This window comes from Streptomyces sp. NPDC017056 (assembly GCF_044332485.1).
GTDB lineage: Bacteria > Actinomycetota > Actinomycetes > Streptomycetales > Streptomycetaceae > Streptomyces.
The window spans coordinates 235,030-260,259 of the sequence record NZ_JBIRPD010000005.1; the positions used below are offsets into that span (position 1 = coordinate 235,030).

16 protein-coding genes and 1 pseudogene are annotated in these 25,230 nt (G+C 72.6%); 9 read left to right on the plus strand and 8 right to left on the minus strand.

The features are described from left to right. The first annotated feature begins 1 nt into the window (after nucleotide 1). Nucleotides 2-3,175, plus strand: a complete 3,174-nt coding sequence (locus ACH4OW_RS11825) for a glycoside hydrolase family 2 TIM barrel-domain containing protein (protein ID WP_398026994.1) — start codon at nucleotides 2-4, stop codon at nucleotides 3,173-3,175. A 28-nt stretch (nucleotides 3,176-3,203) separates the two neighbouring features. Here ACH4OW_RS11825 and ACH4OW_RS11830 read toward each other — a convergent pair whose 3' ends face one another. Continuing rightward, on the minus strand, nucleotides 3,204-4,217 hold the full coding sequence (locus tag ACH4OW_RS11830) for a hypothetical protein (RefSeq protein WP_398026995.1): 1,014 nt from the start codon (nucleotides 4,215-4,217) through the stop codon (nucleotides 3,204-3,206). 316 nt (nucleotides 4,218-4,533) lie between these two features. Here ACH4OW_RS11830 and ACH4OW_RS11835 point away from each other — a divergent pair, with 316 nt between their 5' ends. After that, complete coding sequence (locus ACH4OW_RS11835) at nucleotides 4,534-5,709, plus strand: SGNH/GDSL hydrolase family protein (protein WP_398026997.1); 1,176 nt, start codon at nucleotides 4,534-4,536, stop codon at nucleotides 5,707-5,709. An 18-nt stretch (nucleotides 5,710-5,727) separates the two neighbouring features. On the opposite strand, the gene ACH4OW_RS11840 is transcribed toward ACH4OW_RS11835, so the two are convergent. From ACH4OW_RS11840 to ACH4OW_RS11850, 3 genes are all read right to left on the minus strand, one after another. Further along, nucleotides 5,728-6,150, minus strand: coding sequence for an ASCH domain-containing protein (locus ACH4OW_RS11840; RefSeq protein WP_398026999.1), 423 nt, complete (start codon nucleotides 6,148-6,150; stop codon nucleotides 5,728-5,730). Nucleotides 6,151-6,194: 44 nt separating this feature from the next. After that, nucleotides 6,195-6,551, minus strand: coding sequence for a hypothetical protein (locus tag ACH4OW_RS11845; RefSeq protein ID WP_398027221.1), 357 nt, complete (start codon nucleotides 6,549-6,551; stop codon nucleotides 6,195-6,197). An 83-nt stretch (nucleotides 6,552-6,634) separates the two neighbouring features. After that, nucleotides 6,635-8,491 (minus strand): ABC transporter ATP-binding protein, encoded by a 1,857-nt coding sequence (locus ACH4OW_RS11850; protein ID WP_398027001.1) that lies wholly within the window; start codon nucleotides 8,489-8,491, stop codon nucleotides 6,635-6,637. A 92-nt stretch (nucleotides 8,492-8,583) separates the two neighbouring features. On the opposite strand from ACH4OW_RS11850, the gene ACH4OW_RS11855 reads away from it, so the two are divergent. After that, nucleotides 8,584-9,045 carry a MarR family transcriptional regulator gene (locus tag ACH4OW_RS11855; protein WP_360128526.1) on the plus strand — a complete coding sequence of 154 codons (462 nt, stop codon included), beginning with the start codon at nucleotides 8,584-8,586 and terminating at the stop codon, nucleotides 9,043-9,045. A 64-nt stretch (nucleotides 9,046-9,109) separates the two neighbouring features. Continuing rightward, nucleotides 9,110-12,067, plus strand: coding sequence for an FAD-binding and (Fe-S)-binding domain-containing protein (locus tag ACH4OW_RS11860; protein ID WP_398027004.1), 2,958 nt, complete (start codon nucleotides 9,110-9,112; stop codon nucleotides 12,065-12,067). A 21-nt stretch (nucleotides 12,068-12,088) separates the two neighbouring features. On the opposite strand, the pseudogene ACH4OW_RS11865 reads toward ACH4OW_RS11860, so the two are convergent. Beyond that, nucleotides 12,089-13,154: pseudogene (locus ACH4OW_RS11865) on the minus strand (alpha amylase C-terminal domain-containing protein). A gap of 314 nt (nucleotides 13,155-13,468) precedes the next feature. Between ACH4OW_RS11865 and ACH4OW_RS11870 the strand changes: the two are divergent. Continuing rightward, entirely contained in the window at nucleotides 13,469-14,950 is a 1,482-nt protein-coding gene (locus tag ACH4OW_RS11870) for a Gfo/Idh/MocA family oxidoreductase (RefSeq protein ID WP_360128520.1), read from the plus strand. 100 nt (nucleotides 14,951-15,050) lie between these two features. Here ACH4OW_RS11870 and ACH4OW_RS11875 read toward each other — a convergent pair whose 3' ends face one another. Then, entirely contained in the window at nucleotides 15,051-15,785 is a 735-nt protein-coding gene (locus ACH4OW_RS11875; RefSeq protein ID WP_398027006.1) for a L,D-transpeptidase family protein, read from the minus strand. A 350-nt stretch (nucleotides 15,786-16,135) separates the two neighbouring features. On the opposite strand from ACH4OW_RS11875, the gene ACH4OW_RS11880 reads away from it, so the two are divergent. Continuing rightward, nucleotides 16,136-18,001: an ABC transporter transmembrane domain-containing protein gene (locus ACH4OW_RS11880; protein WP_398027222.1), complete on the plus strand. Its 1,866-nt coding sequence runs from the start codon at nucleotides 16,136-16,138 to the stop codon at nucleotides 17,999-18,001. Further along, a complete protein-coding gene (locus ACH4OW_RS11885; RefSeq protein WP_398027008.1) occupies nucleotides 17,998-19,779 on the plus strand; it encodes an ABC transporter ATP-binding protein in 1,782 nt (593 codons plus the stop codon). Before ACH4OW_RS11880 ends, ACH4OW_RS11885 begins: the two co-directional genes overlap by 4 nt. Before the next feature lie 164 nt (nucleotides 19,780-19,943). Here ACH4OW_RS11885 and ACH4OW_RS11890 read toward each other — a convergent pair whose 3' ends face one another. Continuing rightward, complete coding sequence (locus tag ACH4OW_RS11890) at nucleotides 19,944-20,735, minus strand: metal-dependent hydrolase (protein ID WP_360128511.1); 792 nt, start codon at nucleotides 20,733-20,735, stop codon at nucleotides 19,944-19,946. A gap of 145 nt (nucleotides 20,736-20,880) precedes the next feature. On the opposite strand from ACH4OW_RS11890, the gene ACH4OW_RS11895 reads away from it, so the two are divergent. Together ACH4OW_RS11895 and ACH4OW_RS11900 are read left to right on the plus strand one after the other, a co-directional pair. After that, nucleotides 20,881-23,394 (plus strand): DUF3516 domain-containing protein, encoded by a 2,514-nt coding sequence (locus tag ACH4OW_RS11895; protein ID WP_360128508.1) that lies wholly within the window; start codon nucleotides 20,881-20,883, stop codon nucleotides 23,392-23,394. A gap of 34 nt (nucleotides 23,395-23,428) precedes the next feature. Further along, nucleotides 23,429-24,313, plus strand: a complete 885-nt coding sequence (locus ACH4OW_RS11900; RefSeq protein WP_398027011.1) for an acyl-CoA thioesterase — start codon at nucleotides 23,429-23,431, stop codon at nucleotides 24,311-24,313. Here ACH4OW_RS11900 and ACH4OW_RS11905 read toward each other — a convergent pair. Beyond that, complete coding sequence (locus ACH4OW_RS11905) at nucleotides 24,229-25,224, minus strand: DUF6397 family protein (protein ID WP_398027013.1); 996 nt, start codon at nucleotides 25,222-25,224, stop codon at nucleotides 24,229-24,231. The two genes, ACH4OW_RS11900 and ACH4OW_RS11905, sit on opposite strands and share 85 nt — an antisense overlap. Between the last annotated feature and the right edge of the window lie 6 nt (nucleotides 25,225-25,230).

The window sequence follows — 25,230 nt, forward strand, 5'->3', positions numbered from 1 at the left end:
CATGAACGTACGCCGCATCGGCCGCCGGTCGTTCCTCGCCACCGGCGCCGCCCTGGCCGGCTGGGCCGCGTTCGCCGCGCAGAAACGCTCCTTCGCTGCCACCGCCACCACCGAGTGGGACGCCGCCCCGCGGATCTTCCAGGTCAACCGCGAACCGGCCCGCGCCCGCCTCGTCCCGTACGGCGACACCGGCTCGGCCCTGACCGGAAGGTTCACCGAGTCCCCGTACTACCGCTCGCTCAACGGCAGCTGGCGCTTCCACTGGTCGAAGAACCCCGACGAGCGGCCCCGCCACTTCTTCGCGCCGCGGTACGACGACAGCGCCTGGGGCCGCATCACCGTGCCCTCCAACTGGGAGATCGAGGGCTACCCGGAGCCGATCTACCTCAACGTCAAGTACCCGTGGATCGGCTACGAGGACCCGCGGCCGCCGCACGTCCCGCACGGCTTCAACCCCGTCGGCTCCTACCGGCGCACCTTCACCGTGCCAGGCTCCTGGGACGGCCGCCACACCCTGCTCTCCTTCCAAGGCGTGAAATCGGCGTTCTTCGTGTGGGTCAACGGCGAACGGGTCGGCTACAGCGAGGACAGCTACACCCCGGCCGAGTTCGACATCACCGAGCGGCTGCGGCCCGGCACGAACGTGCTGGCCGTGGAGGTCTACCGGTGGTCGGACGGCAGCTGGCTGGAGGACCAGGACATGATCGACCTGTCCGGGATCTTCCGCGACGTGTACCTGTACTCCATCGCACCCGTGCACCTCCAGGACCTGCACGTCCGCACCACCCTGGACGCCGCCCACCGCGACGCGGAACTGACCGTGGCCGCGACGGTACGCAACCGGGGCGCGGCAGCGGCGGGCGAACACCGGCTCAGAGCGGAGCTGTACGACGGCCGCGGGCGTCCGGCGCTGCCGTCCCCGCTGACCGCGACGGTCCGCTTCACCGGCGGGCCGGACGCCACGGTCGCCCCGACGGCCACCGTCCGCGCCCCCGACCTGTGGTCCGCCGAGACCCCGCACCTCTACACGCTCGTCCTGACCCTCACCGACCCGGCGGGCCGCACCGTCGACGTGCAGGGCACCCGGATCGGCTTCCGTTCCGTCACGTACGGGCCCGGCCAGCTCACCGTCAACGGCCGGCCCGTCGTCTTCCGCGGCGTCAACCGGCACGAGACCGACCCCGACCACGGGCAGGCCGTCCCCGAGGAGCGGATGCTCCAGGACATCCGCATCATGAAGCAGCACAACATCAACGCCGTCCGCACCTCCCACTACCCCGGCGACCCGCGCTGGCTGGACCTGTGCGACGAGTACGGCCTGTATGTCGTCGGCGAGGCCAACCTGGAGACGCACGGGGTGCGCGACTGGCTGCCCGGCAGCCTGCCGGCCTGGACCGGCGCCTGCCTGGACCGGATGCGGTCGATGGTCGAACGGGACAAGAACCACCCGTCCGTCGTGGTCTGGTCGCTCGGCAACGAGGCGGGCCGCGGCCTGACCTTCCGGGCGATGGCCGACTGGACGCGCCGCCGCGACCCGTCCCGACCGGTGCACTACGAGGGCATGAACGCCGTCGCCGACATCGAGAGCCGGATGTACAGCACGCCGGAGGAAGTGGAGCGGTACGGGAAGTCCGGCAACCCGAAGCCGTTCATCCTGTGCGAGTACGCGCACTCCATGGGCAACAGCACGGGCAACTTCCAGGAGTACTGGGACGTCTTCGAGCGCTACCCCAACCTGCACGGCGGCTTCATCTGGGACTTCGTCGACCAGGCCATCCGCCTGCCCGTCCCCGGCGACCCGAAGCGCACCTACCTGTCCTACGGCGGCGACTGGCACCCCGGCTACCCCACCGACTGGAACTTCAGCTGCAACGGCATCGTCTCCGCCGACCGCGTGCTGCACCCGGCCATCCACGAGGTCAAGAAGGTCTACCAGGCGATCCGCACGGCCGCCGCAGATCTCGCCGCCGGCACGGTACGGATCACCAACCGGCAGCTGTTCCTGGGCCTGGACGCCTACGAGCTGCGCTGGGAGGTCACCCGCGACGGCGAACGCGTCCAGCACGGCACGCTGCCCGCACCCGAGGCCGCGCCGGGGCAGGACGCGACCGTACGGATTCCCTTCTCCCGGCCCGAGCGACCCGAGCCCGGAGCCGAGTACTGGCTCAACCTCTCCTTCGTACTGCGCCACGCCACCTCCTGGGCGGATGCCGGCCACAGCGTCGCCGCCGAACAGCTCGCGCTGCCCTGGCGCGCCCCCGCGCCCGCCGAGCCCTCCGCCGCCGGGCTGCCGCCGCTCGACCTCGCCGAGTCGGACCGTGCGGTCACGGTGCGTGGACGCGGCCTCGAACTCGTCCTGGACAAGGCCACCGGCACCCTGTCCGCCTACCGCCACCGCGGCCGGGCACTGCTCACCGGCGGCCCCGTGCCCAACTTCTGGCGCGGGCCGACGGACAACGACATCGGGCGGGGCGCACAGAAGTCGCTGCGCACCTGGCGCGAGGCGGGCGCCAAGCGCACGGTGACCGGGGTCAGGGCCACCCGTACGTCCGCCTCCGAGGTGACCGTCGAGGTCACGGCCACGCTGCCCACCGCGCCCGCGGCCTCCCGCTGGGACACCGTCTTCACCGTGCGCGGCGACGGCGAGGTACGGGTACGGCACACCCTCACGCCGGGCGCCGGGCTGCCCGACCTGCCCCTGGTCGGCGCGCTGCTGACCGTACCGGCCGGGCTGGAGACGTTCGCCTGGTACGGGCGGGGGCCGCACGAGAACTACTGGGACCGGCGCACGTCGGCTTTCGTCGGCCGCTACCGCAGCAGCGTCGACGCCCAACTGGGGCCGTACGTCCGGCCCCAGCAGACCGGGAACGTGACCGATGTGCGCAGCGCCTCGCTCACCGGCCGCGACGGTGCGGGGCTGGCCGTCAGCGCCGAACCGGGCGACGGCGCGCCGCTGCTGGAGCTGAGCGCTCTGCACTACACGCCCTTCGATCTGGAGAGCGAGCGGCACGAGCACCCGTACGAGTTGAAGCGGCGCGCGGAGACGGCCCTCGGCGTCAACCACCGGCAGACGGGCGTCGGCGGCAACGACTCGTGGGGCGCGCCGCCGCTGGACAAGTACCTGCTGCGTGCCGACCGGCCCTACAGCTACGCGTACCGGCTGCGGCCCGCGTGACGCGGGGACTGGGGCACGGGGCGGGGCGCTACTCGTACATGACGTACTCGGGCCGCGGCCGCAGGGCGAGGACTTCCTGATGGGTCATCAGGCGGCTGTCCTTGGCGTCCTCGTCGTAGAAGAGCTTGAAGCCGGTGCGCATGCCGCGGGGCAGGTCCTTGACCAGGTACTCCCAGGTCTCCCGCTTCAGGTCCGGCGAACCGATGCCGTCGGCGCACTTGACGGCGGCGACGCCGGGCTGCGGCCTGAACGCGTGCTGGTCCTCGACGACCGAGGTCGCCACCTGGTGGAAGACGAAGGGCTTCTCCGGCAGGTCGTGCTCGCGGACCAGTCCGGAGAGGTAGCGGGCGATCTCGGTGAGTTCGCGGCCGTCGGTGCTCCCGTAGGAGTCACCCGGCTTCTCGCCGGGGCCCATCTCCCACTCGGGGTCCAGGGCGAGGCCCACGTCCGGGTGCACCAGCCACTCGCGCAGCGCCTTGACCTCGCCCAGCGCGGAGGCGCGCCCCGGCTGGATGTTCAGGAGCAGCAGCGCGCGGTGCTTGCGTGCCGCCTCGTGGAAGCGGCGGACGGTGCCGGCGGGAGTGCGGGAGCGGTAGGTGCCGTCGTCGCCCGCCTCGGCGTTGGCGACCGTCGCCAGCAGTTCCAGTACGGGCAGCGGTTCGCGGTCGCCCGCGTAGGTGTGGGCGAGCTTCTCGATCTCCCGGGCGCGCTCGTCCAGGTCGCCTTTGCCGAGCCGGCCGAGGACGGGGGACCCGGGCAGGCCGCAGAAGCCCACGAGCCGGTGACGGGGGAACAGTTCCCGGCCGCCGCGCGGGAGCTGGGGGCGCTTCCTGGCCGGCCTGGCCGAGGCGCCGCTCCCGGTCCCCGGGGTCCGGGGCTGCGGGGCGCCGGGCGGTGAGGCGTCGCTGTCCGCGGTGCCGCCGCAAGCGGTGAGGAGGCCGAGGCCGGCCGCGGCGGTGGCGGCCAGGGCGCCGCGGCGGCCCAGCTCGCGCGGTGGGCGGCCGCCCGCGCCGGTCGTGCCGTCGGGTGCGCTGTCGACCACGTCGTCTCCGTGTGTGCGTAGGGGTGTGCGTGCGGCCAGTGGGGAAGTGGTGCCGTGCGCCTTGCCGGGTGCGACCGGATGAAACTCCGCTCGGCACGCTGACTGCCCTATCACGATCAAGATCGCGCCAACTCCGACCGGGCGGGCGGCGCCGCGCCTCTCACCCGCTCGCCACCCCCGGCTCCCGCCTTCGGCCGCAGGGTGACCCCCGCGTTGGTAGGCATCCGGTGCGTACGCAGCCCGGGGGGCTGGGTGGCCGCACGCCCGCGCGGCAGGCTCGTGCTCACCGCACCGACGAGAGAAACGAGTGGCCGCCATGAGCAACGACACCGTGTGGAGCGCCGGCTGGAGCGCCGCCGTACAGCGCCCGAGCACCGGATTCGACAAGAACTGGGCCGAGGAGGGCTTCGCGGACCAGACGGTCCGCCAGGTCGTACGGGTCACCGGCTCCGGCACCGCGGCCCGCGTCCGGCTCTCCAACCGCTTCGGCACCGGCGAGCTGGAGGTCTCCGGCGCCACGCTCGCCCGCACGGACCGGGGCGCGGCCGTGCGGGAAGGCACCACGCGCCGGCTGACCTTCGGGGGCGCCGGTTCGGTACGGATACCGGCGGGCGGCGAGGTCTGGAGCGACGCGGCCGAGACGGACGTGGCGCCCTTCGACCGGCTGACGGTCGGCCTGTACTTCGCGCGGCCGACCGGGCCCGCCACCTTCCACGCCCAGGCGTTCACCACCTCCTACCGAACCGCCGGCGACCAGCTCGCCGCCGCCGACCCGGCGGTCTTCACCGAGACGTCGCTGTCCTGGTACCTCCTCGCCGACGTCGAACTGACGGGCGACCCGGCCCGGCGGGACACCGTGGTGGCGTTCGGCGACTCGATCACCGACGGCTTCGCCTCGACCACCGACGCCGACCGCCGCTACCCGGACGCGCTCGCCCGGCGGCTGGCCGAAGCGGGCCTGGCACGCCCGGTCCTCAACGCCGGGATCGGCGGAAACCTGCTGCTCAACGACTCGGACTGGTTCGGCGAACGGGCCGGCGCGCGCTTCACACGCGACGTCCTGGACAAGCCAGGGGTACGGACCGTGATCGTGCTCGTCGGCCTCAACGACATCGGGTTCAGCGAGGTGGACGAGGCCGCGTTCCCGACGTACCAACCGAACCCGCAGCTGTCCGCCGCACAGGTCGTCGACGGCCACCGCGAGCTGATCGAGCGGGCGCACGCGGCCGGGGTACGGGTCGTCGGCGGCACGATCCTGCCGTTCCGGGGCGCCGAGTACCACACGCCGGCATCCGAGGCGAAGCGCCGGGAGATCAACACCTGGATCCGCACCTCCGGCGCGTTCGACGCGGTCGCCGACTTCGCGACGGCGCTGGCCGACCCCGCCGACCCCGACGCACTGCTCCCCGCGTACGACAGCGGCGACCGCAAGCATCCGAACGACGCGGGGTACCGGGCGATGGCCGCGGCGGTCGACCTGACGGCCCTCTGAGCGGCCGCGGCGCGCCGCCTACAGGCGCTCGACGACCCGGAACCGTCCGGCCACGACCATCGTGTCGTCGCCGACCGCGAATTCCGGGTCGCCGAGTGCCTCGCGCATCTCCGGGCCCTGCCAGAAACCCTCGTGGTCGGCCCGCCAGCCGGCGACCGTCTCGTGGCCCTCGCCCTCGTCCACGGCGTGCCGCAGGTCCACGTCGGCCAGGCGCAGCACGCGTACGTCCGTCACCTCGACGACGGCGACGGAGCGTCCGTCGGAGCCGGGCACCCGGTAGCGGTCGCCGGCGCGCGGCAGCGGGTCGCCCGCGTGCTCGTAGTCCGCCACCAGGCCCGTCGTGGTGGTCTTGGCCCCGGACAGCACGGCGGCGACGAGCCGGTCGCGCAGCGGTCCCGGAAAGGCGAACTCGAAGGGCGGCAGGGAGTCGTGGGCCGGCATACGGCTCACCCTAGAGGGGCCGCTTCGGGGCACGCCCGCGTATTTCAGGGGCGGTCGTCCCGTCCGGCGGCACGTGCCGTGTGCAGCGCCCAGGCCACCATGGGTGCCTGGAGCGGCAGGCGGCCGTAGGCGACGGCCTTGAGGGGCGCGGAGCGGTGCCGCCAGTCGCGGGCCATCTTGACGTTGGCGGGGAAGACGGCGGCGAACAGGCCCGCGGCGGCCAGCGCGCCGGTCCGGCGGGTGCGCGGCAGGGCGACCGCGGCGGCCACCGCGAGTTCCGCGGCGCCGCTGAGGTACGTCCAGGTGCGCGGGGAGCCGGGCAGCGCCCTGGGCACGATCGCGTCGAACGGCTTGGGGGCGAGGAAGTGGAGCGCCCCCATCCCGCCGAGCAGCCGGGCCATCAGCAGGGCGGAACGGTCGGCGGTTCGGTCGGCGGCTGCCACGGGGCGCTCCCCAGATCGGTCCGGTGCGGTCGGTGCCGACCTTACCGGCGGGTCAGGTCGGCGGACAGGGCCTGTTCACCGCCGGGGGCGAGGTGTGCGTCACGCCGCACCAGGGCCGCGTACCGCCCGTCGGCGGCGAGGAGTTCGTCGTGGGTGCCGCGTTCGGCGATCCGTCCGGCGTCGAGGACGACGATCTGGTCGGCGTCCCTGACCGTGGACAGGCGGTGCGCGATGGTGATCGTCGTACGGCCCTTGGCGAGGGCGTCGATGGCCTGCTGCACCGCGTGCTCCGTGCGGGTGTCCAGCGCGCTGGTGGCCTCGTCGAGGACGAGGACGGGCGGGTCGCGCAGGATGGTGCGGGCGATGGCCAGCCGCTGTTTCTCACCGCCGGAGAAGCGGTGGCCGCGTTCGCCGACGAGGGTGTCGTAGCCGTCCGGCAGGGCCGCGATGTGGTCGTGGATCTGCGCGGCGCGGGCGGCGCGCTCCATCTCCTCGTCGCTCGCGTCGGGCTTGGCGAAGCGGAGGTTGTCGGCGACGGAGGCGTGGAAGAGGTACGTCTCCTGGGAGACCACGCCGACCGCGCGGGCGAGGGTGTCGAAGTCCAGGTCGCGCACGTCGGTGCCGTCCAGGGTGACCCGGCCGGCCGTCACGTCGTACAGGCGCGGCACCAGGTAGCTCAGGGTGCTCTTGCCGCTGCCGGTCGGTCCGACGACGGCCAGGCTGCCGCCGGCCGGGACGGTCAGGTCGATGTCGCGCAGGGTGGCCGGGGCCGGCCCGGTGCCGGGGCCGCGCTCGGGGTTGTCGTAGGCGAACGTCACGTGCTCGAAGCGGATCTCGCCGCGCGGTGCGGCCAGGCGTACCGGGTGGTCCGGTTCGGTGATGGTCACCGGCAGGTCGAGGTATTCGAAGATGCGCTGGAAGAGCGCGATGGAGGTCTGCATCTGCACGCCGGTGGACAGCAGCGAGACGGTGGGGCGCAGCAGCCCCTGCTGGAGCGTGACGAAGGCGACGAGGGTGCCGATGGAGAAGGCCGGGCCGCCCATCCGGAGGACCATGCCCGCCGACCAGTAGATGACGGCGGGCATGGCGGCCATGACGATGCCGATGGTGGCCATCCGCCAGCGGCCGGCCATGTTGGCGCGGACCTCCAGGCCGACCAGCCGCTCGGACTCGGTGGCGAAGTTCGTGGTGAGGGAGTCGGCGCGGCCCATCGTGCGGCCGAGCAGGATGCCGCTGACCGACAGCGATTCGGTGACCATCGCGGACATCGCGGCCATCTGCTTCTGCCGCTGGGTGGTGATCTTCTTGCGTTCGTTGCCGACCCGGCGGCTGATCCAGACGAAGAGCGGGAGCAGCAGCAGCGAGACGGCGGTCAGCCGCCAGTCGAGGGCGAGCATGGCGACGACGGTGGCCACCACGGAGGTCAGGTTGGAGACCAGGGAGGTGGCGGTGGAGGTGACGGTGGCCTGCATGCCGCCGATGTCGTTGGCGATGCGGGACTGCACCTCGCCGGTGCGGGTGCGGGTGAAGAACGCCAGCGGCATGCGCTGGAGCTTGGCGTAGACGGCGGTGCGCAGGTCGTGCATGACGCGTTGGCCGACGGTGGTCGAGATCAGGGTCTGCAGGACACCGAAGACGCTGGTCAGCACGGCGGTGACGATCATGCCCGTGGCGAGCAGGGTCAGCAGGCCGGTACGGCCCTGGGGGATGGCCACGTCGAGGACGGCGCGCAGCAGGAAGGGGGAGGCGACCGAGACCAGGGAGGAGGCGGCCACCAGGAGGCCCACCGTGACCAGCCGGCCGCGGTAGGGCTTGAAGAGCGCGAGGATGCGCCGCACCTGGGCCGGCTGGGCCGGGTCCTTGGGCGGCGGGGTCCACTGGGGTTCGTCGGGGCGCATGGGCTCCTTCGGGAGGCAGGGAGGTCGGGCAGCCGAGCATAACCAATTGTTACCTATACTCACAATGAATGTGGTCCTGATATTCTCCGGCCATGTCCTCCCCCGACCCGGCCACCGCGGACCACGACCTGGCGGAGCAGCTGGTACGGCTCACCCGCCGGATGCACCGCGCGCAGAAACGGCACCTGGAAACGCTAGACATCGCGCTGACCCCCGCACAGCTGCGGCTGCTGCGCATCGTGGACCACTACCCCGACGACGCGCCGCCCCGCATGGCCGACCTGGCCGCGCGCCTGGAGGTCGTACCGCGGGCCGTGACGACGCTGGTCGACGCGCTGGAGGCGAAGGACGAGGTCCGCCGGGTGCCCGACACCGCCAACCGCCGCGTCATACGCATCGAGCTGACGGACACCGGCCGTTCGACGCTGCGCGCGTTGCGCGGCGCGCGCCGGGCCGCCGCACAGGACATCCTGGCGCCACTGACCGCCGAACAGCGGGACGTCCTCGGCGGCCTGTTGTCCACCCTGGTCGACGGGGCGGCGGCGCGCTGCTGAAACACTGGCCCGGTGGCCGCTCCGGAGGCCGGAGCGGGCCCGAGCAGACCGGAGGTAGAACGTCATGCCCCTGCTGGAGCCGAAGCCCGGGACCCTGCGGCCGGCCGCCACCGAAGGCCCGTACCACGACCGGGTGGCCGACGGGCAGGCGTCCGGCACACCGGAGCGGCTGCGCGACGAGCTGACCGCGCTGCTCGGACCCGGCAAGGTGCTGCACAAGATCTCCGACCTGGTCAGGTACGCCTCCGACGCGAGCCCGTACCGCTTCGTCCCGCAGGTCGTCGTGCTCGCCGAGGACGTCGACGACATCTCCGCGGTCTTCTCCTACGCGCACGGCAAAGGCCGCAACATCGTCTTCCGGGCCGCCGGCACCTCGCTCAACGGGCAGGCGCAGGGCGAGGACATCCTCGTGGACGTGCGCCGGCACTGGGCGGGCGTCGAGGTGCTGGACGGCGGCGCCCGCGCCCGTATCCGGCCCGGCACCACCGTCGTACGGGCCAACGCCGCGCTCGCCCGCCACGGCAGGCTGCTCGGCCCCGACCCGGCCAGCGCCATCGCCTGCACGCTCGGCGGCGTGGTCGCCAACAACGCCTCCGGCATGACGGCCGGCACCACCCGCAACTCCTACCGGACGCTCGCCTCGGTCACGCTCGTGCTGCCCTCCGGGACGATCGTGGACACCGGCGACCCGGCGGCGGACGAGGAACTGGCGCACGCCGAGCCCGCCCTGTGCCGGGGCCTGATGGAGCTGAAGGCGGAGATCGAGGCGGACCAGGAGCTGGTGGCCAGGATCCGCGCCAAGTACGAGATCAAGAACACCAACGGCTACCGCCTGGACGCCTTCCTGGACGGCTCCACCCCCGCCGAGATCCTGCGCGGGTTGGCGGTGGGCTCCGAGGGCACCCTCGGCTTCATCGCGGAGACCGTCTTCGAGACGCTTCCACTGAACCGCTGCACCTCGTCGGCCCTGCTGTTCTTCCCGACGCTGAGCGCCGCCGCTGCCGCCGTGCCGCTGTTCAACGAGGCCGGCGCGATCGCCGTGGAACTGATGGACGGCAACACGCTGCGCGCGTCGGTGCGCGTGTCCGGGGTGCCGGCCGACTGGGCGGAGCTGCCGAAGGCGACCGCCGCGCTGCTGGTCGAGTTCCGCGCGCCGGACGAGGCGGCGCGGGAAGCGCAGGAGGAGGCCGCGCGCGAGGTGCTGGCGGGACTGGACCTGGTCGCCCCGGTCGCGTCCGTCACCAACGAGTTCACCCGCGACGCCGGGACCATCGCCGGGTACTGGAAGGCACGCAAGGCGTTCGTCACGGCGGTCGGCGGCTCCCGCCCCTCCGGTACGACGCTGATCACCGAGGACTTCGCCGTACCGCCGTCCCGGCTCGCCGAGGCCTGCGTGGCGCTGCTGGAACTCCAGGACCGGCACGGCTTCGACGCGGCGGTCGCGGGCCACGCCGCCCACGGCAACCTGCACTTCCTGCTCGCCTTCGACGCCGCGCGGCCCGCCGACGTGGAGCGCTACGCCGCCTTCATGGACGAGTTCTGCACCCTGACCGTCGAGCGCTTCGACGGGTCGCTCAAGGCCGAGCACGCCACCGGCCGCAACATCGCGCCGTTCCTGGAAAGGGAATGGGGCCCGCGCGCCACGGAGTTGATGTGGCGCGTCAAGAAGACCGTGGACCCGCACGGCATCCTGGCCCCGCGCGTCCTGCTCGACCGCGACCCGAAGGCCCACCTGCGCGGCCTCAAGACCATCCCGCGGGTCGAGGCGGTCGCCGACCCGTGCATCGAGTGCGGCTTCTGCGAACCGGTCTGCCCCAGCCGGGACCTGACCACGACGCCGCGCCAGCGCATTGTGCTGCGCCGCGAGATGATGCGCCAGACACCGGTGTCGCCCGTCACGGACGCCCTGCTGGACGCGTACGGGTACGACGCGGTGGACACCTGCGCGGGCGACTCGACCTGCAAGCTGGCCTGCCCCGTCGGCATCGACACCGGCGCGATGATGAAGGACTTCCGGCACCGGCGCCACTCCCCCAAGGAGGAACGCGCGGCGGCACTGACCGCCCGGCACTTCACGGTGGTCGAGCGGTCGGCACGGCTGGCGGTGGCCGCCGCCGCGAAGATCGGCAACCGGATCGGCGACGGGCGCGCCGACCGGCTGCTGCGGTCCCTGACCGGCGCGGCCCGCAAGGCCGTACGCCCCGACCTCGTACCGGAATGGCTGCCGCAGATCCCCGGCGCCGCGGCCCGCAAGCTGCCCGCCACCCGGCGGGTGGGCGCCGCCGCGGTCTACTACCCGGCCTGCGTGAACCGCATCTTCGGGGAACCGGACGGCTTCGACGGGCCCTCCCTGCCCGAGGCCGTCGTGGCGGTGTCGGCGCGCGCGGGCAGGCCGGTGTGGATCCCCTCCGACGTGCAGGGCACCTGCTGCGCCACCATCTGGCACTCCAAGGGGTACGACGAGGGCAACGCGGTGATGGCCAACCGCATCGTCGAGGCGGCCTGGGGCTGGACCGCGGGCGGGCGGCTGCCGCTGGTCGTGGACGCCTCCTCGTGCACGCTCGGCATCGCCCACGAGGTCGTGCCGTACCTCACCGAGCACAACAGGGAACTGCACGGCGAGCTGACCATCGTCGACTCCGTGGTCTGGGCGGCCGAGGAACTGCTGCCGCGCCTGGAGATCCTGCGGACGGTCGGCTCCGCGGTGCTCCACCCGACCTGCTCCATGCGCCAGCTGGGCGACGAGGCGCAGCTGCGCGCGGTCGCCGAGGCGTGTGCGGCGGAGGTGGTCGTTCCGGACGACGCGGGCTGCTGCGCCTTCGCGGGCGACCGCGGCATGCTGCACAAGGAACTGACGGAGGCGGCGACCGCCAAGGAGGCGGCGGAGGTGACCTCCCGGCGGTTCGACGCGCACCTGTCGGCGAACCGGATGTGCGAGGTGGGCATGGACCACGCGACCGGCGGCCGGGGCTACCACTCGGCCCTGCTCGCCCTGGAGCGGGCGACGCGGCCGGCGGGGTGAGGGCGGGGGCCGCCCGGCGCGTCAGTCCCGTACGTGCAGCGCCACCGCGCTCTTCGCCGGTACCGAGATCCGTGCCGTCCCGTCGTCGCCGACGGTGACCGTGTGCCCGTCGCACGCCTCGGGCGCGGCCCGGACGACGTCGCAGTACGTTCCCGCGGGCAGCGACGTGGCGAACGTACGGTCCAGCGCGCGGTCGCCGTCGTTGAGGGCGACGAAGCCCTTCCCGTCGCGCGCGAACGCGATCGCGTCGCCGCCGTTGTCCCACCAGTCGGTGATCCCGGCGGGGCCCACCGCGTTGCGGAACCCGACCATACCGGTGATCTCGCGCTTGGCGTGGATGCCGGTCCAGCCGTCGGCGCCGGAGGGCGGGCCCGCGTCCTTGTAGGTGAGTGTCGAACCGTTGCGCTCGGTGTCCCAGTTGTCGATGAACGTACGGGCCCGGTCGCCGCTCAGCTTGCCGTCGGCCACGGACTTCAGCTGCGCGAGGTTCCCGCTCTGGAAGGCGGCCTTGAGGTGTGTCCCGTAACGGAACTCGTCGACGTCGCCGGTGCCCGTGTACTCCTCCGGCCGCACCGCCTCCCCCTCGCCGTACACGACCTCCTGCACCCAGAAGCCGGGGTCCTTCATCGTCCTTGCGGCAGGCGTGGAAGTCCTGGTCGCGGTAGAGGCCGGGATAGCCGTACTTGGTGTACGAGGTGCCGCCGGTGCCCGTACCGGACCCGGCCGCCATGTGGTTGACGACCACGTCGGCGATCACCTTGACGCCGGCCGAGTGGCACGCGTCCACCATGTGCTCGAAGTCCTTACGGTCGCCCAGCCGGCCGGCGACCCGGTAACCGACGGGCTGGTACGACGTCCACCACTGCCCGCCCGCTATGTGCTCGGTGGCGGGCGACACCTCGACGTAGCCGTACCCGGCCGGGCCGAGCTGTTCGGTGCAGACCTCGGCGACCTGCGCGAACGGCCGCTCGAAGAGGGTGGCCGTGACGGACTTGGCGCCCGGCGGGGCCGCCTGCGAGGTCCAGGGGGCGTACGTGGTGAGGCCGGCGGCGGCCAGCACTCCGGCCAGCGTTCCGCGCGCGTGCAGGGCTGCCGTGGGGGGGTGTGGTGGGGGGTCGGATGTCGCGACGGAGCCTGCCCTTCCGCCCGTTGGCGCGTCAAGAGGTTCCGCAAGAAATTCCAATCGCTTGCGCAAGAAACTTTCCGCCACCGCCGGTCCGTACGGGGCGGATGACCAAGGCCCCTGCAGGGCAAGCCCCTCAGGAGCCCACAGGGCAGGCGACCGGGTCCGGACGAAAAATCAGTCCGAGCGGCCCTCTTGTGCCTCATGCCGCACAACCGTCAAGGTCCTCAGCGAGGTTCACGCTTCCGCCACGCACCATCCGTTCCTATGGAGGACCGATGAACGAGGCACCATCACAGCACCCTGAGCCCCACGAGCACGACGACCACCGCGCCAGACCCGAAGAGGCGGGGCCGAGCAGACGCTCCGTCCTGTGGACCGCCGGAGCGGCGGGTGCCGGGCTGGGAATCGGCGGGCTGGGCGCGGGCAGCGCCGCGGCAGCCGGCTCCGGCCAGGGGTCGGCGGCAGCGGCTGCGGCAGCCGCCGAGGCGGCGGCAGCGGAACCGAAGCGCAAGTACAAGACCATGATCGGCGTACCGTTCGAGAAGCGGAGCACGCTGCGGATCGGCATCATCGGCCTGGGCAACCGCGGCATGGGCATGCTCCCCCTCTACCTCGCCATCCCCGGCGTCCGGGTCGTGGCGCTGTGCGACCCGGTCAAGGAGAAGGCGGCCAAGGCGGCGCAGCTGGTCACCGCCGCCGGACAGCCGGCGCCGGCCGTCTACACCAAGGGCGACCACGACTTCGAGAACCTGTGCAAGCGCGGCGACCTCGACTTCGTGTACGTCGCCACGCCGTGGGACTGGCACTTCGACATGGCGAAGTCGGCACTGCTCAACGGCAAGCACACGGGCGTGGAATGTCCGCTCTCCCTGCGCATCGACCAGCTCTGGGAGCTGGTCGACCTCTCCGAGCGCATGCGCCGCCACTGCATGCAGCTGGAGAACTGCTGTTACGGGCGCAACGAGATGCGCGTCCTGCGGATGGCGCACGGAGGCCGCTTCGGCAAGCTGTTGCACGCCGCGGGCGCGTACAACCACGACCTGCGCCAGCTGATGTTCGACCCGACGTATTACGAGGGGCCCTGGCGGCGGCTGTGGCACACCCGGCTGCGCGGCGACCTCTACCCGAACCACGGCTTCGGGCCGATCGCCAACTACATGGACGTCAACCGCGGCGACCGGGTGCTGCGCATATCCAGCTTCGGCACCCCCGCCCTCGGGCTCGCCGAGTACCGCGAGGCGCACATGCCGCCGGGCGACCCGAGCTGGAAGGAGTCGTACATCGAGAGCGACCGCACCTTCAGCCTCATCCAGACCGCCAAGGGCAGGGTGCTGCGGCTGGAGCACGACGTCTCCACGCCGCACCCCTACAGCCGCATCAACAGCCTCGGCGGCACCAAGGGCGTCTTCGAGGACTACCCGGAGCGGATCTACATCGAGCCCGACCACACCGACGACCAGTGGGGCGACTTCGGCAAGTACGCGGAGTGGGACCACTGGCTGTGGAAGGAGCACGCCAACCCGCCCGGCGGGCACGGCGGCATGGACTACATCATGCTGTTCCGGTTGGTGCAGTGCTTCCACCTCGGGCTCGTACCGGACTTCGACGTCTACGACGGGGCGACCTGGAGCGCGCCGGTGCAGCTGAGCGACGCCTCCATCAAGGCGAACGGCACGCCGCAGCCCATCCCGGACTTCACCCGCGGCCTGTGGCACAAGCCGCGGCAGGGCGTGGACTCTCCCAAGCCGCAGGCGTGACCGGGCGGGGGCCGGGCGGACACGGAACCGCGCCCGGCCCCCGCTTTCCGGGCTTCCTGGGCTTCCTGGGCTTCCTGGGCTTCCTGGTGCCGGTGCCGGTTCAGGCCGTCAGGTGCGCGGCGTCGCCCATGACCACGACGGGACGCTGCTTCGGGTCGAGCGTGCGCAGCAGCGACACCATGCCCGCCTTCGAGATGCTCACGCAGCCGGACGTGCCGCTGCCGTGGTCCAGGTGGAGCCAGATGCCGCCGCCCTTGGCCTGGCCCTGCGGCCGGGTCGGGTCCAGGGGCGAGGTCCCCTTGACGCGGTTGTAGTCGACCGCGATGACGTGGTCGAAGTCGTGCCGGGTGCTCTTGTCCCAGTACGGGGGCGGGGTGAAGGCCGCGGAGTGGGTGTACGGCAGCTTCGCGCCCGGGTCGGGCAGCACCCCGCCCGCGTCGGAGAGGCCGAAGACGCCGACCGGGCTGCGCAGGTCGTTCTCGTGGTGGTCGGTGGTCCAGCCCTTCCTGCCGTTGTGCGCCGGCCAACTCGCCGTACGCTGCCACCCCTTGGCCGCCTTCGTGTACAGCACCATCGTGGCGTCCGGCGAGTCGGCGCCCTTGCCGTACACGGCCACCACCTGCCGCGTTCCGCCCGGAATGCGCGCCCGCAGCTGTGCGCCCACGCCCGGCACGGTCTTCGTGTACCCGGCCGGTGCACCCGCGGTCCGGCCGCCGCCCTTTCCCTCGTCCCGTGCCGCTCCGCCGTTTCCGCCGCAGCCCGCCAGCAGGGTCAGCCCCACCGCGGCGAGCGCCGCCCTCCGTACCATGCAGCCCGCTGTTCGCATGACTCCCATGGTCGCACCGCGCGGCGCGATCGAGCAGGGCGCCTACGACGCGTACGAGAGGGGCGCCCGCGGCGCGTAAGGACGGGGTACCCGCGATGCGTACAGGTGGGGTTCCCGCGGCACATACGGGCGGGGTGCCCGCGGCGCGTACGAGCGGGGCGCCCGCGGCGTGTTGTGCGCGGGCGCGCGGAAAACCGGTTGAATCGGGACGCCTTGACGCGCCAGTCTTCCATGACCTTCCCACACCCGCGCCCGCTTCCCGAACGCGCGTCCGCACGACTCGGCAGCAGCGCACGGCCCGGCAACACCAGATCCAGGCATCACCGCATCGCATCCGCATCCTGACTCCCTTGGACATCATGCACATTCGCGATCTTCCTCATGCCGCCCCAGGGGTCCCGGACGTCCGCTCCGGTGGCCGATTGCTCCTGTGGCTGTACCGGCAGCAGCTCGGCGGACAGACCAAGGCGCTGTGCTGGGGGCTGGTGCACACCGGTGGTGTCGCGTCCTTCCCCGTGCCGGTGGGCCTCGCGGTCCAGGCCGTGGTGGACCGCTCCGCCCCCCGGCTGCTGCTCGCGGGCGGCCTGTTGCTGCTGCTCGGCGTCCTGGTCGCGGTCGGCGACGTGATGCTGCACCGTGCCGCCATCACCAACTGGATCACGTCGGTCGCCCGCATCCAGCAGCTCCTGGCGCGCAAGACGACGGAGTTGGGGTCCGCCATGACCCGGCGGGTCGCCGCGGGAGAAATCGTCGCGGTCAGCACCGGCGATCTGGAAAAGATCGGATGGTTCGTCGAGGCCGTCTCCCGGTTCGGCGCCGCGGCGCTCACCTCCGTGGGCGTCTGCGTGGCCCTGCTCGTCTACCAGCCCGCACTGGGCGTGGTGGTGGCCGTCGGCGTACCCGTGCTGGCACTGGCCGTCCTGCCGCTGCTGCCGCCCGCGACCCGCCGCGCCGACGAGCAGCGCGAGAAGGCGGGCCGGGCGACCGAACTGGCCTCCGACACCGTCGCGGGGCTGCGCGTGCTGCACGGCATCGGCGGCGAGGAGCTCTTCCTCGACCGCTACCGGAGTGCTTCCCAGGACGTCCGCCGGGCCGCCGTGCGCAGCGCCCGCATGTGGTCCGTCATCTCCGCCGTGCAAGTCGTCCTCCCGGGGCTCCTGCTGATCGCGGTGGTCTGGTACGGCGTCGGGCTCGCCCTGGACGGCCGTGTCCAGGTCGGCGAACTCGTCACCGTCTACAGCGCCGTCACCTTCCTCCTCTATCCGCTGCGGCACTTCGAGGAGATCGCGATGGCCTACTCCTTCTCCAAGCCCTCGGCCAAACGCGCGGCCCGCGTGCTGGCGCTGAGCCGGCCCGCCGACGGGCGCGTCGCCGCGCCCGAGACGCTCGGCGGGGACCTGTTCGACCCGGTCACCGGTCTGCACGTGCCGAGCGGGCAGCTGACCGCGGTGGTGTGCGGCGACCCGGACGCGGCCGGGCGGCTCGCCGACCGGCTGGGCGGCCACCCCGCGGACGCCCCGGAAGGCACGCCGTCGGTCCTCCTGGGCGGCACCGCTCTGGACGACGTGCCACGCGACACGGCCCGCGCCGCCGTACTCGTCCAGGACAAGGACCCCGTCCTGCTGTCCGGAACGCTCGGCGAACTGCTGGACGTCCCGTCCTCCGGGTCCGTGCGGGCCGAGGACGCGCTGGCGGCGGCGCAGTGCGGCGACGTGCTGGCGGCGCTGGCACAGGGCTCGGCCGACAACTCCGGCGACCCGGCACTGACCCACATCACCGAGCGCGGCCGGTCCCTGTCCGGCGGGCAGCGGCAGCGCCTGGCCCTGGCCAGGTCGCTGGTCACGGACCCCGGGGTACTGGTCCTGGACGAGCCGACCAGCGCCGTCGACTCGCATACCGAGGCCCGTATCGCGAACGGGCTGCGGGAGCTTCGCGCGGGCCGCACGACCGTGGTCCTCACCTCCAGCCCGCTGCTTCTGGACCGCGCCGAACACGTCGTCTTCCTCGCCGAGGGCCGGGTGGCGGGCACGGGCACCCACCGCCGGCTCCTGCACGACGACGCCGCGTACCGCGCCGTGGTCACCCGCGAGACCGAGGACGACGAGGAAGGCGGGCCGGCCGGCCACCCGGCGGGCGGGTCCGCGTCCGCTTCCCTGGCGGGCCGGGCCGCGTCCGGCCCGCGGTTCGCCCGTACCGGCACCGACCAGATCGAGGAGACCGCATGATCGGCCTGGCGCCCCCGGAGCACGATCCGGACGCCCCGCGGACGGCCACGACCCTGCCGGTCGGCTCGCCCGCGACCGTACGCGCCTACGTGGGCGGGCTGATCCGCCGGCACCGGCGGGCCTTCGTGCTGCTGGTGGCCGTGAACGCCACCGCCGTGCTCGCTTCCATGGTCGGGCCGTACCTGCTCGGCGGGTTGGTGGAGGACCTCGACAAGGGCGTCCGCGACCTCCACCTGACGCCCGTCATCGGCCTGTTCGTGCTCGCGCTGGCCGTCCAGACCGCGTTCGTACGCCTGGTACGGCTGCGGGGCGCGATGCTCGGCGAACAGATGCTGGCGGACCTGCGCGAGGACTTCCTCGTACGGTCCGTGGCCCTGCCGCCGGGGGTGCTGGAGCGCACCGGGACCGGTGACCTGCTGTCCCGCATCACGACGGACATCGACCGGCTGTCCAACGCGATGCGCGAGGCCGTGCCGCAGCTGTCGATCGGCGTGGTCTGGATCGCGCTGCTGCTCGGCGGCATGACCGTCACCGCTCCCCCGCTGGCCCTGTCCGTGCTCGTCGGCCTGCCCGTGCTGCTCGTCGGCTGCCGCTGGTACTTCAAGCGGGCCCCGCACGCCTACCGCTCGGAGGCGGCCGGGTACGCCGCGGTCTCGGCGGCGCTGACCGAGTCGGTGGACGCGGGCCGGACCATCGAGGCGCACCGGCTCGGCGAGCGCCGCGTGCGGCTGTCCGAACGCCGCATTCGGGAATGGACACAATGGGAGCGATATACCCTTTTTCTCCGCTCTGTGCTCTTCCCGGTCGTCAACGTGACGCACGTGCTGATCCTGGGTTCGGTGCTGCTGCTCGGCGGCCTGTTCGTGCTGCGCGGCTGGCTCACGCCCGGCCAGCTGACGACGGGCGCGCTGCTCGCGCAGATGATGAGCGAGCCCGTCTCGATGATCCTGCGCTGGTACGACGAGCTCCAGGTGGCCCAGGTGTCCATCGCGCGGCTGGTGGGCGTACGGGAGATCGAGCCGGGCGCGGGCGACGCACGGGTGGCGCCGGCGGGCCGGGACGTACGGGCGGACGACGTGCGCTTCGGCTACCACGCGGGCGTCGACGTCCTGCACGAGGTCTCGCTGCGGGTGCGCCCCGGCACGCGGATGGCGCTGGTCGGTCCGTCCGGGGCGGGCAAGTCGACGCTCGGGCGGCTGCTCGCCGGGATCTACGCCCCGCGCACCGGCGAGATCACCCTCGGCGGCGCGGAGCTGTCCCGGATGCCGGCGGAGCGGGTGCGCGAACATGTGGCACTGGTCAACCAGGAGCACCACGTCTTCGTGGGCTCGCTGCGCGACAACCTGCTGCTGGCCCGCTCCGGCGCCGGGGACGCCGAGCTGTGGGCCGCGCTCGGCGCGGTGGACGCCGCGGACTGGGCGCGGGCCCTGGACGGCGGCCTGGACACCGAGGTCGGCTCGGGCGGCCACACCCTCACCCCGGCGCAGGCCCAGCAGATAGCGCTGGCCCGGCTGGTGCTGGCCGATCCGCACACGCTCGTCCTGGACGAGGCGACCTCGCTGCTGGACCCGCGCGCGGCCCGGCACCTGGAGCGCTCGCTGGGCCGGGTGCTGGACGGCCGCACGGTCGTGGCGATCGCGCACCGGCTGCACACCGCGCACGACGCGGATGTGATCGCGGTGGTCGAGGAGGGCCGGATCAGCGAACTCGGCAGCCACCACGAACTGGTCGCCGCGGACGGCGCCTACGCGGCGCTGTGGCGTTCCTGGCACGGGTAGCCGCGCTGCCCCGGACCGGTCGGCGGGCGTCCCGGGAAGGGCGCCGGACGGCGGTTCCGGGGCCGCCGTCACCGTTGAGGGAGCCCTGCGGGCCGGAGGCCCGTCGCACGCCGGGCCCTGGCCCGGGCGCGGCAGCACCGGCCGGGGCGCCCGCCCGGCGTCGGTCAGATGTAGCCCAGGGCCCCCAGCCCGCCGATGCCGCCCAGCAGCATGAACGCGGGCATCAGCACCTTCAACTCCACCCAGCTCCCGGCACGGAACCGCATGCCCTTCGGCGGGCCGAGCGGGTACCAGCGCTTGCGGCCTATCGGGATGGGCCACAGGACTGGGCAGCCGGAGACGGTCAGCGCGTCGCCGATGTCGTGGACCAGCGCGCCCAGCACGATCGGCAGGCCCAGCCACAGGTACTCCTGCCCCGGCTCGGTGAACAGCCAGCCCGCACCGTTCCCCGGCTCGTCCAGGACGCCGGCGAGGATCCAGGCTGTCGCCGCCCCCAGCAGCCACACCAGGACGTCGCTGGAGACCCGGGCCGCCCGCCACAGCAGCCCCTCGATGGCGAGGACCATGTGGACGAAGAGGATGCCCAGCACCGCCCAGCGGCCGCCCTGGACCGCCAGGAGGGACATGCCGGCGCCGACCAGAACCGCCCACACCCACGTATGGGTGAGGGTGCGGTGCCCGCCGGAGCGGTGGGAGTCGCCGCGCATCTTGGTGGCCTTGTAGACCGCGTGCGAGATGGTGTCGACAACGCCGCACAGCGACCGCGAGAGCGGTCCGAAGGCGCGCGAGATGGTGGCCGACTTGTGGTCCAGGTCGGGGGCGAGCGCCGCACCGGCGCAGATCAGCGCGCCGACGACGAGCACCGGCCAGGGCATCGGATACCCTGCGGCCGCCGTCGCCGCGCCCACCCCCAGCCAGGCCGCAGCCCCGGACAGCGAGTGCGCCGGTCCCATCATGGTCGTTCCCCATCCCGGATTGACTAGATCCATTGCTCGGATCCCCGGTTTCTGACGCCGGGTCGGCGACACAGCGTAGCGTCAGATGATCTAGGTCTGACCCGCCGGTTGTCTCATCCGGACCGGGCCAAGGCAGTATGGGGGCGTGACCCTCATCGATCATCTCCCGAACGACGCCGACCCCGATGCCCTCTTCGAAGCCTTTTCGAGCTGGGCCGAACAGCAGGGCATCGCGCTCTACCCTGCCCAGGAGGAGGCGCTGATCGAGGTGGTCTCGGGGGCGAACGTCATCCTGTCCACCCCCACCGGCTCCGGAAAGAGTCTGGTCGCGGCCGGTGCGCACTTCACCGCGCTCGCCAACGACCAGGTCACCTTCTACACCGCGCCGATCAAGGCCCTGGTGTCGGAGAAGTTCTTCGACCTGTGCAAGCTCTTCGGGACCGAGAACGTCGGCATGCTCACCGGCGACGCCTCCGTCAACGCGGACGCCCCGGTGATCTGCTGCACGGCCGAGGTGCTCGCCTCCATAGCGCTGCGGGACGGCAAGGACGCCGACATCGGCCAGGTCGTCATGGACGAGTTCCACTTCTACGCCGAGCCGGACCGCGGCTGGGCCTGGCAGATCCCGCTGCTGGAACTGCCGCAGGCGCAGTTCGTCCTGATGTCGGCGACGCTCGGTGACATGTCGCGCTTCGAGGAGGACCTGACCCGGCGCACCGGCAAGCCGACCTCGGTCGTGCGGTCCGCGACCCGGCCCGTGCCGCTGTCGTACGAGTACCGCGCCACCCCGATGACGGAGACGCTGACCGAGCTGCTGGAGACGCGGCAGGCCCCCGTCTACATCGTGCACTTCACGCAGGCCGCGGCCGTGGAGCGGGCGCAGGCGCTGATGAGCATCAACATGTGCACCCGCGAGGAGAAGGACCAGATCGCGGCGCTCATCGGCAATTTCCGCTTCACGACCAAGTTCGGACGGAACCTGTCCCGCTACGTCCGGCACGGCATCGGCGTCCACCACGCCGGCATGCTGCCCAAGTACCGCCGGCTCGTCGAGAAGCTCGCCCAGGCCGGCCTCCTCAAGGTCATCTGCGGTACGGACACGCTCGGCGTCGGCGTGAACGTCCCCATCCGCACCGTGCTGTTCACGGCCCTGACCAAGTACGACGGGACGCGGGTGCGCACGCTGCGGGCGCGGGAGTTCCACCAGATCGCGGGCCGCGCCGGGCGGGCCGGCTTCGACACCGCGGGTTTCGTCGTCGCCCAGGCACCCGAGCACGTCGTGGAGAACGAGAAGGCTCTCGCCAAGGCAGGGGACGACCCCAAGAAGCGCCGGAAGGTCGTGCGCAAGAAGGCGCCTGAGGGCTTCGTCAACTGGGGCCAGAACACCTTCGAGAAGCTGATCGCCTCCGAGCCCGAGCCGCTGACCTCCCGTTTCCGCGTCACCCACGCGATGCTGCTGTCCGTGATCGCACGGCCGGGCAACGCCTTCGAGGCAATGCGCAAGCTGCTGGAGGACAACCACGAGCCGCGCCGCAACCAGCTCCGGCACATCCGCCGCGCCATCGCCATCTACCGTTCGCTGCTGGACGGCGGGATCGTCGAGCGGCTGGACGAACCGGACGCGGAGGGGCGGATCGTCCGGCTCACCGTCGACCTCCAGCAGGACTTCGCGCTCAACCAGCCGCTGTCCACCTTCGCGCTGGCGGCGTTCGACCTGCTGGACCCGGAGTCGCCCTCCTACGCGCTGGACATGGTCTCGGTCGTGGAGTCCACCCTCGACGACCCGCGGCAGATCCTCGCGGCCCAGCAGAACAAGGCCAAGGGCGAGGCGGTGGCCTTGATGAAGGCCGACGGCGTCGAGTACGAGGAGCGCATGGAGCGCCTCATGGACGTCGAGTACCCCAAGCCGCTGGAGGAGCTGCTCTCGCACGCGTACAACCTCTACCGCAAGAGCCACCCGTGGGTCGGCGACCACCCGCTGTCGCCGAAGTCGGTCATCCGCGACATGTACGAGCGCGCGATGACCTTCACCGAGTTCACCTCGTTCTACGAGCTCGCGCGCACCGAAGGCATCGTCCTGCGGTACCTGGCGAGCGCGTACAAGGCGCTCGACCACACCGTGCCGGACGACCTGAAATCCGAGGATTTCGAGGACATCATCGCCTGGCTGGGCGAGATGGTCCGCCAGGTGGACTCCAGCCTGCTGGACGAGTGGGAGCAGCTGGCCAACCCGGAGGAGGAGACGGCCGAGGAGGCCGCCGAGCGGGCGGACCAGGTCAAGCCGGTCACCGCGAACGCCCGGGCCTTCCGGGTGCTGGTGCGCAACGCCCTCTTCCGGCGGGTCGAGCTGGCGGCGCTGGACAAGGTCGAGGAGCTCGGCGAGATGGACGCCGAGTCCGGCTGGGACGCGGACGCGTGGGGCGAGGCGATGGACGCCTACTGGGACGAGTACGAGGAGCTGGGCACCGGTCCGGATGCGCGCGGCCCCAAGCTGTTGCAGATTCAGGAGGAGCCCGCGCACGGGCTGTGGAAGGTGCGGCAGACTTTCGCCGATCCCAACGGCGATCACGACTGGGGCATCTCCGCCGAGGTCGACCTGGCGGCCTCCGACGAGGAGGGGCGCGCGGTCGTGCGCGTCACCGACGTGGGCCAGCTGTGACGGCGCCGCGACACCCGATGGAGGACCCACGGTCATGACCAACCCCGCCGAGCGCCTGGTCGATCTGCTGGATCTGGAGCAGATCGAGGTGAACATCTTCCGCGGCCGCAGCCCGCAGGAAAGCCTCCAGCGCGTTTTCGGCGGGCAGGTCGCCGGCCAGGCGCTGGTCGCGGCCGGGCGCACCACGGAGGGTGACCGGCCCGTGCATTCGCTGCACGCGTACTTCCTGCGCCCGGGCCGGCCCGGGGTGCCGATCGTGTACCAGGTGGAGCGGGTGCGCGACGGCCGGTCCTTCACCACCCGCCGGGTCGTCGCCGTCCAGCAGGGACGCACGATCTTCAATCTGACCGCCTCCTTCCACAAGCCCGAGCCGGGCTTCGAACATCAGTTGCCACCGCGCCGCGAGGTGCCCGCTCCCGAGGAGCTGCCGACCGTCGCGGACGAGGTGCGCGAGCACCTGGGCGGGCTGCCCGAGGCGCTGGACCGGATGGCCCGCCGCATGCCGTTCGACATCCGCTACGTCGACCGGCTGCGCTGGACGCCGGAGGAGATCGAGGGCGCGGAGCCGCGCAGCGCGGTGTGGATGCGGGCGGCCGGCCCCCTGGGCGAGGACCCGCTCGTCCACACCTGCGCGCTGACCTACGCCAGTGACATGACGCTGCTGGACGCCGTGCGCATCCCGATCGAGCCGCTGTGGGGCCCGCGCGGCTTCGACATGGCCTCCCTCGACCACGCGATGTGGTTCCACCGCCCCTTCCGCGCGGACGAGTGGTTCCTCTACGACCAGGAGTCCCCGGTCGCGACCGGCGGTCGCGGCCTGGCCCGCGGCCGCATCTACGATCGCACCGGCAACCTCCTCGTGTCCGTGGTCCAAGAGGGCCTGTTCCGGCCGCACACCCCGCCTGCCGCCGGAGCCTGATCCCCGCCTCCGGGCGGGGCGGCGGGTGCGGCGGGGCTCCGCAGCCGGCCGGTCGCCGGCTGTCCGCGGCGAGCCTGGTCCAGGGAGCGGGAGAGGTTGACGCGGTACCACAGCACCTCGTCGAACTCCTCCGCCGTCGTCGCCCGCTCGACGGCCTCCCCGGCCGTCGGTACGGCGGCGGGCGGCGCCAGGGTGGGGCGCAGCCTGCGCAGCAGTGACCGTTCCAGCGGGTCTTCGGCGACCGAGGCCAGCTCTTCCGGGGGCAGTACGGCCGCGATCACCGCGGCCGACTCCCAGGGGTCGGCCGCCTGGCCCATCAGCTGGGCGACCCGGCGGCTGCGCCATTGCCGGCCGCGCCAGTCCTGACCGCTGCCGAGCATGGCCCGCATCGCCGCGGGGACGCTGCCCCGCATCAGCTCCGGCTCGCGGTCGGCGAAGCCGGTCAGCTCCGCCGCCAGGTAGAGCCACACCACGACGCCGTAGCGGTTCACGTAGAACCGGACCGGGCCGAAGCACCCCGCGCGGGCCAGCCGCAGGAACCGGCCCGCTCCGATGCCCATCAGGTCGGCGGCCTCGGCCGTGCCGACCGTCCGGAGGCGGTCACGCAGCGTTTCGGGGAAACCCTCCTCGGCGCGCAGCCGCCGGACCTCGGCCACCGGCACCCGGCGCCGCGCCCACGGCCCGCCCGGCCCCGTCCGCGATCCCGGCCCCGACCCTGGCTCCGGGGGGACCGTGGCGATTTCCCCCAGCTGCGCCGCCAGCTCGAATTCCCCGCTGCGCAGCCCCAGTTCGCGAGCCGCCCGTCCCGGCGCGAGCGTCTCTTCCGCGGTGAGCAGCTCCTGCGCCGCGTACGCCTGCCGCTTCTCGTCCAGCACCGTCATGTCGCACTCCCCCGTCGTCGACTTCGTCACGGATCC

Bases quoted from the DNA above. Each gene is read 5' to 3' on its own strand.
- ACH4OW_RS11840 (WP_398026999.1), bottom strand. From the start codon at position 6,150: ATGCCGGCCCACGACTCCCTGCCGCCCTTCGAGTTCGCCTTTCCGGGA.
- ACH4OW_RS11860 (WP_398027004.1), top strand. From the start codon at position 9,110: ATGCCCCTGCTGGAGCCGAAGCCCGGGACCCTGCGGCCGGCCGCCACC.
- ACH4OW_RS11835 (WP_398026997.1), top strand. From the start codon at position 4,534: ATGAGCAACGACACCGTGTGGAGCGCCGGCTGGAGCGCCGCCGTACAG.
- ACH4OW_RS11825 (WP_398026994.1), top strand. From the start codon at position 2: ATGAACGTACGCCGCATCGGCCGCCGGTCGTTCCTCGCCACCGGCGCC.
- ACH4OW_RS11850 (WP_398027001.1), bottom strand. From the start codon at position 8,491: ATGCGCCCCGACGAACCCCAGTGGACCCCGCCGCCCAAGGACCCGGCC.
- ACH4OW_RS11890 (WP_360128511.1), bottom strand. From the start codon at position 20,735: ATGATGGGACCGGCGCACTCGCTGTCCGGGGCTGCGGCCTGGCTGGGG.
- ACH4OW_RS11855 (WP_360128526.1), top strand. From the start codon at position 8,584: ATGTCCTCCCCCGACCCGGCCACCGCGGACCACGACCTGGCGGAGCAG.
- ACH4OW_RS11900 (WP_398027011.1), top strand. From the start codon at position 23,429: ATGACCAACCCCGCCGAGCGCCTGGTCGATCTGCTGGATCTGGAGCAG.
- ACH4OW_RS11875 (WP_398027006.1), bottom strand. From the start codon at position 15,785: ATGGGAGTCATGCGAACAGCGGGCTGCATGGTACGGAGGGCGGCGCTC.
- ACH4OW_RS11845 (WP_398027221.1), bottom strand. From the start codon at position 6,551: ATGGCCCGGCTGCTCGGCGGGATGGGGGCGCTCCACTTCCTCGCCCCC.
- ACH4OW_RS11885 (WP_398027008.1), top strand. From the start codon at position 17,998: ATGATCGGCCTGGCGCCCCCGGAGCACGATCCGGACGCCCCGCGGACG.
- ACH4OW_RS11870 (WP_360128520.1), top strand. From the start codon at position 13,469: ATGAACGAGGCACCATCACAGCACCCTGAGCCCCACGAGCACGACGAC.
- ACH4OW_RS11880 (WP_398027222.1), top strand. From the start codon at position 16,136: ATGCACATTCGCGATCTTCCTCATGCCGCCCCAGGGGTCCCGGACGTC.